Genomic DNA, 15,914 nt, shown 5'->3' on the forward strand with positions numbered 1-15,914 from the left:
ATTCCGGATTTTTTATTTATCTCAACAGGTTTATTCTCATTTTCCTTCCAATAAGGGCATCAACACCTTTTCGGCACATGCATAGCCTTCTTCATACAAGTCGGTCAACTTCTTCACATCCTTTTCTATCCGATTCACTACGACCTTCTTTTCCGGACGAATGGCTATAATACGTCCCTCATCTTCCAGCTTTTCCACAAGTTCCAACTGCTCATTATATACCGCACACCGTCTGCTAAGCAACAATCTCAAACGCGGATAACGACGATAAATAAATCGAGGCACTCGAATGTCCTTTTCCGACTTACGATACCCTCTGTTACGGGTCAGGACCACGACATTCTGTGAATACCCCTGCGACATCGCACGCAAAACCGGAATGGAATCTACAATTCCTCCATCCAGCATCGGACGCCCGTCTACATACGCAATAGGACAAACGTATGGCAGACTGCTGGAAGCCTTGGCAATATCAACCAGACGTTCCCGGTCGCGTCCTTTTTTCTCTTCCAAATAACAAGCCCTTCCTGTGACACAGTTAGTTGTCACCATCTCAAACCGCGCTGGATTATCGAAGTAAGCCTCATAGTCGAAAGGTAAAATCTGACTTGGAAACAAATCATAAAGCAAGTGCTGATCCAAAATGCTATGCTGATACCACAAATACTTCAACCCGATATAATGATACTTGTCCAGCATATCAATATTGCTGAACTTGGCACGTCCACGCTGGTGAGACATATACGACAAGCCATTGCAGGCCCCCGCAGAAACACCTATCACGTAAGGAAATTCCAACTTATGATCCATCATGAAATCCAGAACTCCACATGTGAATACGCCTCGCATGCCTCCACCTTCAAGAACCAATCCTGTTTTTTCAAAGTCTAGTTTCATACCTTGCACTTTTTAAAGTAACCTTGGAATTGCAAATATATGTTTTTCCAATACATTCCAGCCATTTTTTCTATTTTATTTACTACATTTGCAACATTATTTTCACACATGTGATATTAAAATGTAATAAATATGTTTGATTCTCTAACTTATCAGAAGCGCCGAAAAGCCCTGCGGGAAAAAATGAGCAATGGTATTATCCTCATCTTGGGCAACAACGAAGCCCCAGCTAACTATCCCGGCAACACATACAAATTCCGTCAAGACAGTTCATTTGTCTATTTCTTCGGACATTCACACCCGGGTTATGCCGGTATCCTCGATATTGACAATGGAACCGATTATTTCTTTGGAGATGACGTTGACATGGATGATATCATCTGGATGGGACCTCAACCAAGCGTAAAAGAACTGGCAGCACAGGTGGGAGTGGAGAAAAGCTATCCTTTCGACAAACTGAAAGAAATGGTAGGGAAGGCTATCGCACAACGAAGAAAAGTCCATTTTCTTCCTCCCTACCGATATGACAACATGCAGCTACTTGAGGATTTGACGGGCATCCGTGCATCCATGACTCCCAAACATGCCTCGCTTGAACTCATCAAAGCAGTCATCTCTCTGCGAGCTGTCAAAGAAGAATGTGAAATAGCCGAAATAGACAAAGCCTGTAACGTAGGATATGAAATGCACACAGCTGCCATGCGCCTGTGCAAGCCCGGAGTATCGGAACAATACATCGCCGGTGTGCTCGACGGCATCGCTTCTTCCTACGGACGAATGGTTTCATTTGCTACCATCCTGACTCAAAACGGACAGACACTTCACAACCATGACCACAGTCACATCCTACAGGAAGGACGAATGATGCTGACAGATGCGGGTGCCGAACTGATGAATTATTACTGCTCCGACCACACACGTACTATCCCGGTCGGTGGAAAATTCACCAGCCGACAACGTGATGTTTACGGCATCGTACTGGCTTGCCACGACAAGGCACTCGAACTGGCCCGCCCGGGAGTGACCTATAAATCCGTACATCTGGAAGTATGCAAAGTGCTGACCAACGGTCTAAAAGACTTGGGGCTGATGAAAGGAAATACGGAGGAGGCTGTAGCCGCAGGGGCACATGCCTTGTTCCTTCCCCACGGACTGGGACACATGATGGGACTGGATGTGCACGATATGGAGGACTTGGGGCAATGTTATGTAGGCTATGACGAAGAAGTACAACCCTCTACCCAGTTCGGTTTGGCTTCTCTCCGCATGGGAAGAAAACTGCAAAAAGGATTTGTCATTACTGACGAACCGGGTTGTTATTTCATTCCGGCACTTATCGACAAATGGAAAGCAGAAAAGTTACACACCGACTTCCTGAACTTCGATGAAATTGAAAAGTACAAGGATTTCGGAGGTATCCGCCTGGAAGACGATATTCTGATTACAGATAATGGTTCTCGGTTCTTAGGCGAAAAACATATTCCTATCACTTTTGAAGAAGTGGAAGCAATCATGAATGAATAAAATTATTTATTAACTCTATAACATTTTCTAGAAACAATGAACAAACTGATTTTATTAGCCGCAGCAGGACTCTGTTTTGGAAGCATTTATGCCAAGAGCCCGAAAAAAGACAAAGCGGAAGAAGGATTCACCTTCACCACTGTAAAAGAAAACCCAATCACTTCCATAAAGAACCAGAACCAATCAGGTACATGCTGGTCTTTCTCCAGCATTGGTTTCCTGGAGTCTGAACTGCTCCGTACAGGAAAAGGCGAATTCGACCTGTCTGAAATGTTCGTCGTACACAAAACAATGGAAGACCGTGCCGTAAACTATGTACGTTACCACGGCGACGCATCATTCTCTCCGGGCGGAAGCTTTGAAGATATCGTATATTGCTACAAGAACTATGGTATGGTACCGCAAGATATCATGCCGGGTATCGAATACGGAGATTCTCTCCCGAATCACAACGAACTGGACGCAGTAGCCGGTGCTTACGTAGAAGCAATTGGAAAAGGTAAACAGCATAGACTGACTCCAGTTTGGAAAAAGGGAGTAACTGCCATTTATGACACCTATCTGGGAGAATGTCCGAAAGAATTTACTTATAAAGGCAAGACTTATACGCCGAGAACATTTGCAGACGAAGTGCTGGGACTGAACATGGACGATTATGTATCCCTGACTTCATTTACCCATCATCCTTTCTATCAGCCATTCAGCATTGAAGTACAGGACAACTGGCGCAATGCCTTGTCATACAATCTGCCGATTGACGAACTGATGGAAGTAATGGATAACGCCATCAACAACGGATACACTTTTGCCTGGGGAGCAGACGTCAGTGAAGAAGGGTTCACTCGTGACGGAGTAGCTGTATGTCCAGACGTAGCAAAAGGTGCAGAGCTGACCGGTTCGGACATGGCACGTTGGTTGGGCTTAAGCAAAGCAGACAAACGTAAAGAACTGACCAGCAAACCGCTTCCTGAAATCAACGTAACACAGGAAATGCGTCAAACAGCTTTTGACAACTGGGAAACCACAGATGACCACGGTATGCTGATTTACGGTATTGCCAAAGACCAGAACGGAAAAGAATACTACATGGTGAAAAACTCATGGGGCTTTAGCGGAAAGTACAAAGGCATCTGGTATGCATCTAAAGCATTCGTCAAATACAAAACCATGAATATTCTGGTCAACAAAAAAGCAATCCCTGCAGACATCGCAAAGAAATTGGGATTCTAAAAACTTAGTATATAGACTAATTATAAATAATAAGCGGCTCGTTCCATAAATTTAAGATGGAATGAGCCGTTTTTTTTCTTTCTTTTTACTAATTTTACGGATTGAAGTGGGAACAAGTGCTTTATTCCCCAAGAAAAAGATTCTTCCTGATAGGGAAATTACATCATATCCCTCGTCTGTCAATGCCAGACACCCCAAGAAGAATCTCACGTGATAAAGAAAAAAGAAAAAAACATATATAAATGAACTACAAATGGAACTATCAACCTCCAACACTTCAAGAAAGAGAAGCAGCTAGAGCCCTCTCCAGAGAAATAGGCATTAGCCCCATCTTGTGCAAGCTGCTACAAGAAAGAGGCATACATACAGCCGCTGAAGCCAAGCGTTTCTTCCGCCCTCAGCTGAACGACCTGCACAATCCGTTTCTGATGAAAGATATGGATGTAGCCGTGGAGCGCCTCAATCTGGCTATGGGACGCAAGGAGAGAATTCTGGTGTATGGAGACTATGACGTGGACGGAACCACAGCCGTCGCACTCGTTTTCAAGTTTTTGCAACAGTTCTATTCAAATATAGACTATTACATCCCCGACAGATACAATGAAGGGTATGGCGTGTCGAAAAAAGGAGTAGACTATGCGTATGAAACAGGAGTCAAACTGGTCATCGTACTAGATTGTGGCATAAAAGCAGTAGAAGAAATCAGTTACGCCAAGGAGAAAGGCATTGACTTTATTATCTGTGACCATCACGTGCCCGATGAAGTCCTTCCACCCGCCGTGGCCATTCTGAATGCCAAACGGTTTGATTCTACCTATCCCTATGAACATCTTTCCGGATGTGGAGTAGGCTTTAAATTCATGCAGGCCTTTGCCCAAAACAATGGCATCGAATTTCATCAGCTGACTCCTCTGCTCGACTTGGTGGCCGTAAGCATCGCTTCCGACATTGTGCCCATCATGGGAGAAAACCGTATCTTGGCCTATCATGGCCTCCGGCAGCTTAATGCCAACCCCAGTATCGGCCTGAAAGCCATCATTGACGTGTGCGGACTGGCCGAAAGAGAGATTACGATGAGTGATATCGTATTCAAAATCGGACCACGTATCAATGCCTCCGGACGTATCCAGAACGGAAAAGAGGCCGTAGACCTCTTGATAGAAAGGGATTTCGCCTCCGCCCTGAAGAAAGCCAACCGCATCAACAGTTACAATGAAACCCGAAAGGATTTGGACAAAAGCATGACGGAAGAGGCCAACAAAATTGTGGATAACCTGTCCGACTTGTCTGAAAGAAGGTCAATTGTCATCTTCAATGAAGACTGGCACAAGGGCGTCATCGGTATCGTAGCTTCCCGACTGACAGAAATCTACTATCGCCCAGCCGTGGTACTGACACGTACAGACAACCTGGCTACAGGTTCTGCACGTTCCGTATCGGGATTCGACGTATATAAAGCCATTGAATATTGCCGTGATTTATTGGAAAATTTTGGCGGACATACCTATGCCGCCGGACTCTCCATGAAAGTGGAAAATGTGCCGGAATTTACACGGCGGTTTGAAGAATATGTCACCAACCACATCCTTCCGGAACAGACCAATGCTACCATTCAGATTGATGCACAGCTGGATTTCAGAGACATCACTCCGAAGTTTTTCTTCGACCTGAAGAAATTCAATCCGTTTGGTCCGGAGAACCACAAGCCTATCTTTGCCACACTGAACGTGTATGATTACGGCACCAGCAAGGTGGTAGGCCGAGACCAGGAACACATCAAGCTGGAGTTGGTAGACAACAAATCGAACAACGTCATGAATGGTATCGCTTTCGGCCAAAGCTCACAAGTCCGCTACATAAAGACCAAGCAATCGTTCAACATCTGCTATACTATCGAAGAAAATACCCATAAACGAGGAGAAATCCAATTGCAGATTGAAGACATCAAGCCGAGTCGAAGCTAGAAATCCATGGCCGACTATCTGAAAATTCTGAAACAATACTGGGGATACGACCACTTCCGAGGTATACAGGAAGACATCATCCGCAGCGTAGGCGAAGGCAAAGACACTTTAGGGCTTATGCCCACAGGAGGAGGTAAATCCATTACTTTCCAAGTGCCGGCCCTCGCCCAGGAAGGATTATGTCTGGTCATTACCCCCCTGATTGCCCTGATGAAAGACCAGGTAAGAAACCTGCGTGAGCGGGGTATCAAGGCCACTGCCGTTTATTCCGGCATGACGCGAGAAGAAATTCTGATTGCATTGGAAAACTGCATTTTCGGCAACTACAAATTTCTTTATATCTCACCGGAAAGACTGGGTACCGAAATATTTCAAATCAAGCTTCGCAGCATGCACGTGAGCCTCATCACCGTGGATGAATCCCATTGCATCTCACAATGGGGATACGATTTCCGCCCCGCCTACCTGAAAATAGCCGACATCCGGCAACTGCTTCCGGGAGTTCCCGTCATTGCCCTGACGGCTACAGCCACTCCGGAAGTGGTCAAGGACATTCAGGAGCGCCTCCAGTTCCGTCGGGAAAATGTATTCCGCATGAGTTTCGAGCGAAAGAATCTGGCCTATATCGTCCGCCACACGGAAGACAAAGAAGGCGAAATGTTACATATCCTACAACGGGTAAATGGTTCCAGCATTGTTTACACACGCAACCGGAAAAAGACCAAAGAAATAGCCCAGCTTCTGAACCGAAACCACATCACAGCCACGTTCTACCATGCCGGACTCAGCGATGAGACCAAAGACCTACGCCAAAAGTCATGGCTGAAAGGGGAATATCGTGTCATGGTGGCAACCAATGCTTTCGGTATGGGAATTGATAAGCCCGATGTACGTCTGGTAATTCATGCCGATGTACCCGACTCCCCCGAGGCATACTTTCAGGAGGCAGGACGAGCTGGAAGAGACGGTATGAAAGCGTATGCAGTGCTGTTATTCTGCCCCCGCGACAAGATTACCCTAAAACAACGAATCAGCGACACTTTTCCTGAAAAAGACTATATCCGGAAAGTGTACGAAGACATCAATTTCTACTACCAGATGGCCATGGGAGACGGATTGGGCTGTACCTTCGCCTTCAATCTGGATGAATTCTGCCACAATTTCAAGCATTTTCCTGTACAGACCGACAGTGCGCTGAAAATCCTGACACGTGCCGGCTATCTGGAATATACCGATGAACAGGACAATGCCTCCCGAATCATGTTCACCCTCACCAAAGAAGAACTGTACCGCATTCATGAACAAAATGCAGATACGGAAAAACTGATTCGCATTTTACTGCGGACCTATACCGGACTTTTCACCGATTATGCGTACATTAATGAAGAGCTACTATCCAAACGCTCCGGATTGAGCAGACCACAAATCTATGAGACTTTGCTCTTTCTGACCCGACAGCACATCTTGCACTACATTCCCGGGAAAAAAACTCCCTATATCATTTACACCCGTGAACGACAGGAGACTGACCGTATCTACTTGAGCAAGGAAGTGTATGAGGAACGAAAAGAAAGCTACCGCCGGCGAATAGAGGCCATGATAGAATATGCTGAAAGTGAAAACAATTGCCGAAGCCGCATGCTGCTTCATTATTTCGGCGAAAAGAACGAGCACAACTGCGGACAATGCGATGTATGCCTGCAGCACCATCATTCCGGACTGAAACAAAGCCAGTTTGACGAAATCAGTCGCCAGATACGTGCCTTACTGAAAACCTCTCCTCTTTCTCCGCAAGAGCTCAAAGCCCAAATCCAAGCACCGGAGGAACAAGTGAGTAAAGTCATAGCCTATCTTCTGGCGGAAGAAATCATCCGTCAGGAAAATGGCCTGTTACTCTTTTAAGCAAGTTTATATTAGTCAAATATTTTACCATTCTAAAAAAAGAAGTATCTTTGCCGGAAAACACAAAAAACTTGATTCACATGGAAGAAGGAGGAGAATTCCGGGAACTCATGATACAGATTTTCCGCACCCGCATGGCGTTCCGACGTGCCATGCAACGTACATTAAAAGACAATCATGCAGGAATCACTTTCGAGATGCTTCAAGTACTGAGCAGTCTTTGGCATGAACAAGGTATCACCCAGCAGGCACTGGCAGAGCGAACCGCTAAAGACAAGGCCTGCCTGACCAACCTGATGAACAATCTGGAGAAAAAAGGATATGTCTATCGCAAGGAGGATGCAAGTGACCGCCGAAACAAGCTGGTATATCTTACTCCGGAAGGAGAAAAACTGAAAGAACAAATCCGCCCTATCCTCAATTTAGTATATGCCAACGCGGAGCATATCTTATCTACCGAACGAACCGGAAATATTTTATCTGAACTAAAAACAGTGCAAAATGTTCTTGAAGATTTCTAGCACCTTACGAATCCTGCTTTTCATCGGAAATCTCTTTCTTATCCTCCCGGCCATGGCCCAACAAGATTCACTGTTCCTATCTGTAGAACAGCTTTTTGAATCAGGAGTAAAAAGCAGCCTGCGCTTACAAGCCGACAGCCTGAAAGAGAGAATGGCTTATGAACGGAAGCGCCATGCCCAAACGGCCTTGCTCCCCGACCTGGAAATCGGTCTCAAAGGAGGGGTTATCGGACAACCTGTGGTCTTTCAGGAAGGGCTTTCCCATCCGACCTATCCGGACACTCCCGACTGGTCGCAAAACTATACGGTCGACTTCAACCAACCGCTGTATCAGGGAGGAAAAATCCGCTATTCCATCCGTAAGGCAGATATCGAAAAAGAAATTGCAGGCTTGCAACGATTGAGCAATCAAGCAGACATCAAACTGGGATTACTCAACCAATACTTGAATCTCTTTACTCTGTTCAAGCAACACATCGTGCTTACCCGTAACATCGAAGAGTCGCTTCGACGTTTGCAGGACATACGGCAGATGAAGAAAGAAGGACTCATCACTAACAACGACGTGCTGCGCAGTGAGATGCAACTTACCAACGACCGGCTGTCTCTGCAAGAAACAGAGAACAGTATCCTCATCGTATCCCAACAACTGAACCTGCTGCTGGGAAATTCCGAAAACCGTATAATAAAGCCCGACACCACATTGCTGCAGAAAGCGACTCCCCTGGAAAGTTACGAAGCCTATCTCCTGTCGGCTTACGAGCAGGCCCCAGACATGAAACTGCTGCAAAAAGAAACCGAACTGGCCCGGAACCAAATACAGATGGATCGCGCCTCCCGCAAGCCCAATGTCAACCTGTACGCATCCAACACTCTGGCACGCCCCATCACCCGTACCATGACCGACTTGTATAACAACAACTGGAACGTCGGACTTTCGGTTTCCTATCCCCTCTCGTCTTTATTCAAGTCCGACCATAAAATCAAGGAAAGCCAGTTGCAGGTGTCCGTGCAAAAGAAAGAAGAGGAACTGAAAAAGCAACAGCTCCAGATGGATATTTACAATGCGATTCTCCGCCACAAAGAAGCCTTGCAGCAGGCTGACGCCTGGAAACTCTCCGTCCGTCAGGCACAGGAAAACTATCGTATCATGCAGAACCGTTACATGAACCAACTGGCCATACTGACCGATTTGCTGGATGCCAACTCTGTCTTGCTCAACGCCGAGCTCCAGCTGACAGCCTCACGCACACGAATCATTTACACTTATTACCAACTGCAGAAAGTCTGCGGAAGATTATAACCCATTCAATCCTACAGAATATGACACTAAAAGATACTCATAGCAAACTACGGAAGAGAAGACTGCAGAATATCATTCTCAACTTACTTTGCATACTGATTGCCGGCTCCGGACTGGTATGGGTGGGCAACTACTTCTGGAAATACATTCATTATGAAATCACGAACGATGCATTCATCGACCAGTATGTAGCCCCCTTGAACATACGCGCTTCGGGCTACATCAAGGAAGTCCGCTTCAAGGAACATCAATATGTACATCAAGGAGATACGCTGCTGATACTGGACAACCGCGAATATCAGATAAAGGTCAAGGAGGCCGAAGCAGCCCTGCTGGATGTGCAAGGTTCACGCGACGTACTACATTCCGGCATAGAGACCTCACAAACCAACGTGGCAGTGCAGGAAGCCAACATTGCCGAAGCAAAAGCCAAACTGTGGCAACTGGAGCAGGATTATCACCGCTTTGCCCGTCTGTTGCAGGAAGAATCGGTCCCCGAACAGCAGTACGAACAGGCAAAAGCCTCTTATGAGGCCGCAAAAGCCCGCTACCAAGCCCTGCTGGCACAACATAAGGCTGCACAATCACAGTTCACAGAAACCAGCAAAAAAACCACCAGTGCCGAAGCGGCCATCCTGCGCAAGGAAGCCGACCTGGATTTGGCCAAGCTGAATCTTTCTTATACCGTACTCACTGCGCCATACGACGGATACATGGGACGCAGAACCCTTGAACCCGGACAGTTCGTACAAGCCGGGCAAACCATCTCCTACCTGGTCCGAAACACAGACAAATGGGTGACAGCCAACTATAAGGAAACCCAGATTGTCCACATCTACATTGGTCAGGAAGTACGCATCAAGGTCGATGCCTTTCCCGGAAAAGTTTTCCATGGGACGGTGACAGCCATCTCAGAAGCGACCGGATCCAAATACTCGCTGGTACCTACCGACAATTCTGCCGGAAATTTCGTGAAGGTACAGCAGCGAATTCCCGTGAGAATAGACCTGAAAGACATTTCTCCTGAAGAAATGAGCGAATTGAGAGCCGGTATGATGGTAGAAACAGAAGCCTTACGCAAATGATGACCATGCAACAACTGGACGTTCCCGTACGTCAATGGGTCCCCGACTGGCTCGGAATGATATGCATCTTCACCATCATCCTGCCTGTCACCATGCTGAACGGTTCCTACACCGGAAGCATGCTTGAAGTGTCCAACACATTGGGCACCCACACTGAAGACATCACCATGGGGTATTATGCCGCTTCGGCCGGAATGGCTGTGGCCTATCCCATTGTCCCCAAAGTGCTCGATGCCCTTTCCTCCAAGTTCCTGTTGCTGACCGACCTGACCCTGCAATTCTTTCTCAGCTGGATATGTGCCCGTTCGCAAAACATCGACCTGGTCATTATCTGCAGCTTCTTCATCGGCTTCCTGAAAGGTTTCCTCATGCTCTGGTTCATCCGAAGGGCCACCAAGATTTTCAGTCCCAAGAACGTACGAAGCGAGTTTTATTCTTATTTTTATCCGCTGGTGTTTGCCGGAGGACAGGTATCCATGGTACTTACTGCCGAACTGGCTTACCATTATAACTGGCAGTATATGTACTACTTCATGATGCTGCTCCTCATGACTGCCATCCTGACAGTGATTATCTGTTTCCGGCACGACCGCCCGTTGAAGCCCATACCACTCTCCGAACTTCATCTGCGCGAGATGCTGGTCATTGCCACCGGACTCCTGATGCTTGTCTATGTCATCAACTATGGGAAAGTGCTCGACTGGACCTCCTCTTTCAAAATCCGGCTCTATATCGTCATTGCTCCCATCCTGATTGCCTTTTTCATCTGGCAGCAATACCACTCCAAACATCCCTTTGTCAGTTTGGCTCCATTGTATCAGCCCAAAGCCATCGTAGGCTATCTGTATATGATGCTGGTCATGTTTTTCAGTACCTCCACCACCCTGCTCACCAACTACATGACAAGCATCCTGAAGGTAGACAGCACACACACTTATCTGCTCTATGGCTATCTGTTACCAGGTTATGCCCTGGGGGCTTTCATCTGTTTCTGGTGGTTCCGCTGGCAACGGTGGCGTTTCCGTTTTCTGATTGCCGGAGGAATGGGATGCTTTGCCGCCTTCTTCGGCATCCTGTATTTCACCGTATCCCCCGACAGCACCTACGAGATGCTTTTCCTCCCTGTGTTTCTGCGAGGGCTTGGCATGCTGGTATTAATCATCGCCTTTGCCTTGTTTGCCGTAGAAGAACTCAATCCCAAATACCTGCTGGCCAATGCCTTTTTCCTGATTTCCTTCCGGTCAGTGCTGGCCCCCATTCTGGCTACCTCTTTTTATAGCAACGCACTCTATCGGATGGAACAGAAATACTTGCATTCCTTGTCGGAAACCGTCAGCCAGACCGATCCACTGGCCGCCAGCCAGTTCAACCAGTCACTCAATCAATATCTTTCACAAGGACACGAATATACCGAAGCCACCCAAATGGCAACCCAAACACTCTATGCCACTTTGCAACAACAAAGCCTGTTGCTTTCGCTCAAACATATACTAGGCTATCTGTTTATCATCACTCTGGTCATCGCCATCGTTTCACGCTTCATCCCCTTCCACAAGACTATTCGTGTGAGATATGCCAAAACCGGGGATGATATGGTATAAAACGGCATAAAAAAACAGCGGAAAGAAAAATCCTTCCGCTGTTTTTATAAAAAATTTCATCAGAATTCAATAATTAATGACTTGCGAGGAGAAACCACAAGATTCTTTGTCAAATCGATTCTCTTCCCGCTCGATACATCTCTACCTTCTTTAGAATCCTTAGTCAAGACAGTATAGTACTCAGCAGCCAATGTCTGCTCATCACTCGTACTATTCAGCACAATCATTTCAGTTTTTCCGTCATGTACATGAGAATACATATATATTCCTCGCTGAGGAATATGATACTTCACTGTTCTGTTTTCTGCCATATACGTTGTTTAGTTTAATTTTGCGGGGCAAATATATGCATTTAAAACATAATTCTTAAACATAACAGCGAAAATTTTAATGTATTTATTCTTTTTTCATGACATAAATCAACTTTAATATACTTCTACCTTCACAGCCAGTGACTTACATTTGTCACGAAGTGCATCCAGGTCTCCGTCGTTCTTGTCATAACAAACCACAACTCCCATACGGCGGTTCAGGCGAGTGGTCGGTTTGCCAAAGATACGGAGATAGGTATTCGGCTGAGAACAAACCAGTTCCTCGCCTCTGTACTGCGGAGCTTTCTGGCTGGCAATCGGAGAAAGAATCACTGCACTTGCACCAATGTGTTCCTGCGTAATGCCCGGAATCGGCAGACCCAGTACCGCATACAGATGCAATTCAAACTCATTCAAGTTCTGCGTATTGGCCAAAGTTACCATACCCGTATCATGCGGACGAGGAGAAAGTTCAGAGAAATATACTCCGTTTTCATGGCTCAGGAAGAATTCCACTCCCCACAGACCATATCCCGTAAGCGCTTTTGTCACCTTGTCGGCCATCCGTTGTGCCTCAGCCAGATGTTCCGGTGCGATGTGAGCCGGCTGGAAACTTTCACGATAGTCTCCTCCCTTCTGCACGTGTCCGATAGGAGGACAGAACAAAGTCGGTCCGTTCTTCTGGGTCACTGTCAGCAAAGTGATTTCACTGTCAAAATGAATGAATTCCTCTACAATCAGTTCCTTGATATCGCCACGGCTGCCGTTGCATCCATATTCCCATGAATATTTCAGGTCTTCTTCAGATTTTGCAACTGACTGGCCTTTGCCGGAAGACGACATCAACGGTTTGATGACACACGGATAACCAATTTTGCTGGCTGCCTCTTTCAGTTCCTCATAAGAGGAAGCATAAAAATACTTCGCAGTTTTCAGTCCCAGTTCCTTGGCTGCCAAATCACGGATAGCCTTACGGTTCATCGTAAAGTTCACCGCACGCGCACTCGGCACGACTTGAATACCTTCTTTTTCCAAATGATAAAGCCGTTCAGTACGTATTGCTTCTATTTCAGGAACAATAATATCCGGATGATACTTTTCTACCACACGGTCCAAAGCCTCTCCATCCAACATACTGAATACCTCGCACGCATCTGCCACCTGCATAGCCGGTGCACCTGCATAAGAGTCACACGCAATCACATACTGGCCCAAGCGCTGGGCTGCAATGGTAAATTCCTTACCAAGTTCTCCGGAACCTAACAAAAGTATTTTTTTAGTCATATATATAAGGTTTATGCTTCTTTCCTGCAAAGATAATATTTTTCTTCGGACCTTATACCATGACCTGCCGATTTATCAAGCCTCAGTTTCTGCCTCAGCCAGCTTCTTCAAGGTCAGCAATTCAGTGCCGTCTTCGCCCAACAAGCTCACCGTACCATTTTCTTTCACCTCAAAACTACGCACCTTGTTCAATGCATCCAGAATATTCCTTTCCGTTTCCATATCCGGACAAGCCATCATGGTGGAAATCATCTGGCTGAACTGCAAAGACGAGGGCTTCCCTTCTTCCTGAGAGAACCCGCCATTGATGGTGTTGCAACTGGCATTTCCATACACCCGTTTCTCTGCCAGGTCGAAAGTCAGCTGCGGTGTTTTCTCCGTTTTGCCGATTTCAGTTCCATTGACGGTTATAATCTGCCACGTTCCTTCCAAATCGTTTAAAGACACTTCCTTTACTTCCCGTTTCTGCAACAGGATAACCGATTTTCCATCGGCATCGTTCAAAGATACACCTTCACCGACTTCTTCATATCCGGCCACCTTATTTAAAGCTTCCAGCACACTCTGTTCCACCTTCATGTCCGGACACATCATCCGGGTAGCTCCCACCTGTTCAAATGAAATCTTTCCTGCGTTCAGCGTGTCCAAGTTGAATGTACCCACCAGACGGTTGCATCCCGCATTACCATACAAGCGGTGTTCAGTGTTGTCAAAACCCAGATAAGGCGTATTTTCCGCACTCACTTTTTCCCCGTTCACTTCCACGATGTTCCATTCCCCTGAAAAATCAGCCACGGCTACCGAGTTCTTTCCCGCGCCGCAGCTCATCAGCAGACTGGCAAAAGCCGCTGCTGCCAAATACTTTCTATTCATAACTTGTTTCTCTTTAATCGTAATTCCATTTACACAAACAATTCATTTTTAAGAATTGTTCATTTACAAAAATACGGATATCCCTCGAATACTGCACCATGTTTGGATTTATTTTCTATCTTTGCATGTTGAACGGTAACGTTTACCGGGCATTTAAAGTATCAAATTAATAAATGAGTAAAGTATTGATTATCGGTGCAGGCGGTGTAGGTACCGTTGTTGCACACAAAGTGGCTCAGCATCCGGAAGTCTTCTCCGAAGTCATGATTGCAAGCCGCACACAGTCCAAATGCGACGCTATTGTCAAAGCAATTGGCAATCCTCACATCAAAACCGCCAAGGTAGATGCCGACAATGTGGATGAACTTGTGTCTTTATTCAACAGTTTTAAACCCGAAATCGTTATTAACGTAGCACTTCCCTACCAGGATTTAACGATTATGGAAGCATGTCTGCAAACGGGAGTGAACTACTTGGATACAGCAAACTACGAGCCGAAAGACGAGGCTCACTTTGAATATAGCTGGCAATGGGCTTACAAGAAACGTTTCGAGGAAGCCGGACTGACCGCCATTCTGGGTTGTGGATTCGACCCGGGAGTAAGTGGTGTATATACCGCATACGCAGCCAAGCATCACTTCGACGAAATCCAGTATCTGGACATCGTGGACTGCAACGCCGGAAACCACCACAAGGCTTTTGCCACCAACTTCAACCCGGAAATCAACATCCGCGAAATCACTCAGAACGGACGTTACTACGAGAACGGACAATGGATTACAACCAAACCGTTGGAATTCCACAAGGACCTGACTTATCCGAACATCGGCCCGCGTGACTCTTACCTTCTGTACCACGAAGAACTGGAATCACTGGTCAAGAACTTCCCGACCATCAAGCGTGCCCGCTTCTGGATGACCTTTGGTCAGGAATATCTGACTCACCTGCGCGTAATTCAGGACATCGGTATGGCCAGCATCGAACCTATCAACTACAACGGCATGCAGATTGTTCCGTTGCAGTTCCTGAAAGCTGTGCTGCCTAATCCGCAGGATTTGGGTGAAAACTACGAAGGAGAGACTTCCATCGGATGCCGTATCCGGGGTATCAAGGACGGAAAAGAACATACTTACTACGTGTACAACAACTGCTCTCACCAGGCTGCTTACAAAGAGACAGGCATGCAGGGTGTAAGTTATACCACCGGCGTACCGGCTATGATTGGTGCCATGATGTTCCTGAAAGGCCTGTGGAAGCGTCCGGGAGTATGGAACGTGGAAGAATTCGATCCAGACCCATTCATGGATGCCCTGAACAAATACGGACTGCCTTGGCATGAAGTGTTCGACGGCGATCTGGAACTGTAATTGATTGAAAGATTATCTATGATTAAAGAATCAAGAATGGAGAACCGGAGCA

General features: G+C 46.5%; 13 protein-coding genes. 9 read left to right on the top strand and 4 right to left on the bottom strand.

The genetic code is table 11. From position 1 onward, the window contains the following. Window positions 1–36: 36 nt before the first annotated feature. Entirely contained in the window at window positions 37–897 is an 861-nt protein-coding gene (locus BQ7480_RS12840; protein ID WP_072543177.1) for a patatin-like phospholipase family protein, read from the bottom strand. Between the two features lie 132 nt (window positions 898–1,029). On the opposite strand from BQ7480_RS12840, the gene BQ7480_RS12845 reads away from it, so the two are divergent. The 8 genes from BQ7480_RS12845 to BQ7480_RS12880 all read left to right on the top strand — a co-directional run bounded on the left by BQ7480_RS12845 (window position 1,030) and on the right by BQ7480_RS12880 (window position 12,027). Further along, the gene (locus tag BQ7480_RS12845; RefSeq protein WP_072543178.1) at window positions 1,030–2,421 is read left to right on the top strand and encodes an aminopeptidase P family protein; all 1,392 of its coding nucleotides are present in this window, start codon (window positions 1,030–1,032) and stop codon (window positions 2,419–2,421) included. A gap of 36 nt (window positions 2,422–2,457) precedes the next feature. Beyond that, window positions 2,458–3,651 carry a C1 family peptidase gene (locus BQ7480_RS12850; protein ID WP_072543179.1) on the top strand — a complete coding sequence of 398 codons (1,194 nt, stop codon included), beginning with the start codon at window positions 2,458–2,460 and terminating at the stop codon, window positions 3,649–3,651. A 242-nt stretch (window positions 3,652–3,893) separates the two neighbouring features. After that, the gene (recJ, locus tag BQ7480_RS12855; protein WP_072543180.1) at window positions 3,894–5,615 is read left to right on the top strand and encodes a single-stranded-DNA-specific exonuclease RecJ; all 1,722 of its coding nucleotides are present in this window, start codon (window positions 3,894–3,896) and stop codon (window positions 5,613–5,615) included. A gap of 6 nt (window positions 5,616–5,621) precedes the next feature. After that, window positions 5,622–7,517: a RecQ family ATP-dependent DNA helicase gene (locus BQ7480_RS12860; RefSeq protein ID WP_072543181.1), complete on the top strand. Its 1,896-nt coding sequence runs from the start codon at window positions 5,622–5,624 to the stop codon at window positions 7,515–7,517. An 80-nt stretch (window positions 7,518–7,597) separates the two neighbouring features. Continuing rightward, complete coding sequence (locus tag BQ7480_RS12865; RefSeq protein WP_072543182.1) at window positions 7,598–8,038, top strand: MarR family winged helix-turn-helix transcriptional regulator; 441 nt, start codon at window positions 7,598–7,600, stop codon at window positions 8,036–8,038. Continuing rightward, on the top strand, window positions 8,019–9,341 hold the full coding sequence (locus BQ7480_RS12870) for a TolC family protein (RefSeq protein ID WP_072543183.1): 1,323 nt from the start codon (window positions 8,019–8,021) through the stop codon (window positions 9,339–9,341). The genes BQ7480_RS12865 and BQ7480_RS12870 overlap by 20 nt, the downstream gene beginning before the upstream one ends. 20 nt (window positions 9,342–9,361) lie before the next feature. Further along, window positions 9,362–10,426 (top strand): HlyD family secretion protein, encoded by a 1,065-nt coding sequence (locus BQ7480_RS12875; protein ID WP_072543184.1) that lies wholly within the window; start codon window positions 9,362–9,364, stop codon window positions 10,424–10,426. Further along, on the top strand, window positions 10,423–12,027 hold the full coding sequence (locus BQ7480_RS12880; protein WP_072543185.1) for an MFS transporter: 1,605 nt from the start codon (window positions 10,423–10,425) through the stop codon (window positions 12,025–12,027). The genes BQ7480_RS12875 and BQ7480_RS12880 overlap by 4 nt, the downstream gene beginning before the upstream one ends. Before the next feature lie 59 nt (window positions 12,028–12,086). Here BQ7480_RS12880 and BQ7480_RS12885 read toward each other — a convergent pair whose 3' ends face one another. From BQ7480_RS12885 to BQ7480_RS12895, 3 genes are all read right to left on the bottom strand, one after another. Then, on the bottom strand, window positions 12,087–12,338 hold the full coding sequence (locus BQ7480_RS12885; RefSeq protein ID WP_072543186.1) for a cyclomaltodextrinase C-terminal domain-containing protein: 252 nt from the start codon (window positions 12,336–12,338) through the stop codon (window positions 12,087–12,089). A 114-nt stretch (window positions 12,339–12,452) separates the two neighbouring features. Next, entirely contained in the window at window positions 12,453–13,622 is a 1,170-nt protein-coding gene (gene purT / locus BQ7480_RS12890) for a formate-dependent phosphoribosylglycinamide formyltransferase (protein ID WP_072543187.1), read from the bottom strand. A gap of 75 nt (window positions 13,623–13,697) precedes the next feature. Next, on the bottom strand, window positions 13,698–14,495 hold the full coding sequence (locus BQ7480_RS12895) for an META domain-containing protein (protein WP_072543188.1): 798 nt from the start codon (window positions 14,493–14,495) through the stop codon (window positions 13,698–13,700). A 173-nt stretch (window positions 14,496–14,668) separates the two neighbouring features. Here BQ7480_RS12895 and BQ7480_RS12900 point away from each other — a divergent pair, with 173 nt between their 5' ends. Further along, the gene (locus BQ7480_RS12900) at window positions 14,669–15,862 is read left to right on the top strand and encodes a saccharopine dehydrogenase family protein (protein ID WP_022354589.1); all 1,194 of its coding nucleotides are present in this window, start codon (window positions 14,669–14,671) and stop codon (window positions 15,860–15,862) included. The last annotated feature ends 52 nt before the right edge of the window (window positions 15,863–15,914 follow it).

Source organism: Bacteroides mediterraneensis (genome assembly GCF_900128455.1).
In the GTDB taxonomy this organism is placed as follows: Bacteria; Bacteroidota; Bacteroidia; order Bacteroidales; family Bacteroidaceae; genus Phocaeicola; species Phocaeicola mediterraneensis.

What these genes read in the sequence shown, in the direction of transcription:
- BQ7480_RS12850 (WP_072543179.1), top strand. Translation starts at nt 2,458, where the DNA reads ATGAACAAACTGATTTTATTAGCCGCAGCAGGACTCTGTTTTGGAAGC.
- BQ7480_RS12895 (WP_072543188.1), bottom strand. Translation starts at nt 14,495, where the DNA reads ATGAATAGAAAGTATTTGGCAGCAGCGGCTTTTGCCAGTCTGCTGATG.
- recJ (WP_072543180.1), top strand. Translation starts at nt 3,894, where the DNA reads ATGAACTACAAATGGAACTATCAACCTCCAACACTTCAAGAAAGAGAA.
- purT (WP_072543187.1), bottom strand. Translation starts at nt 13,622, where the DNA reads ATGACTAAAAAAATACTTTTGTTAGGTTCCGGAGAACTTGGTAAGGAA.
- BQ7480_RS12870 (WP_072543183.1), top strand. Translation starts at nt 8,019, where the DNA reads ATGTTCTTGAAGATTTCTAGCACCTTACGAATCCTGCTTTTCATCGGA.
- BQ7480_RS12840 (WP_072543177.1), bottom strand. Translation starts at nt 897, where the DNA reads ATGAAACTAGACTTTGAAAAAACAGGATTGGTTCTTGAAGGTGGAGGC.
- BQ7480_RS12885 (WP_072543186.1), bottom strand. Translation starts at nt 12,338, where the DNA reads ATGGCAGAAAACAGAACAGTGAAGTATCATATTCCTCAGCGAGGAATA.
- BQ7480_RS12900 (WP_022354589.1), top strand. Translation starts at nt 14,669, where the DNA reads ATGAGTAAAGTATTGATTATCGGTGCAGGCGGTGTAGGTACCGTTGTT.
- BQ7480_RS12860 (WP_072543181.1), top strand. Translation starts at nt 5,622, where the DNA reads ATGGCCGACTATCTGAAAATTCTGAAACAATACTGGGGATACGACCAC.
- BQ7480_RS12875 (WP_072543184.1), top strand. Translation starts at nt 9,362, where the DNA reads ATGACACTAAAAGATACTCATAGCAAACTACGGAAGAGAAGACTGCAG.
- BQ7480_RS12880 (WP_072543185.1), top strand. Translation starts at nt 10,423, where the DNA reads ATGATGACCATGCAACAACTGGACGTTCCCGTACGTCAATGGGTCCCC.
- BQ7480_RS12865 (WP_072543182.1), top strand. Translation starts at nt 7,598, where the DNA reads ATGGAAGAAGGAGGAGAATTCCGGGAACTCATGATACAGATTTTCCGC.
- BQ7480_RS12845 (WP_072543178.1), top strand. Translation starts at nt 1,030, where the DNA reads ATGTTTGATTCTCTAACTTATCAGAAGCGCCGAAAAGCCCTGCGGGAA.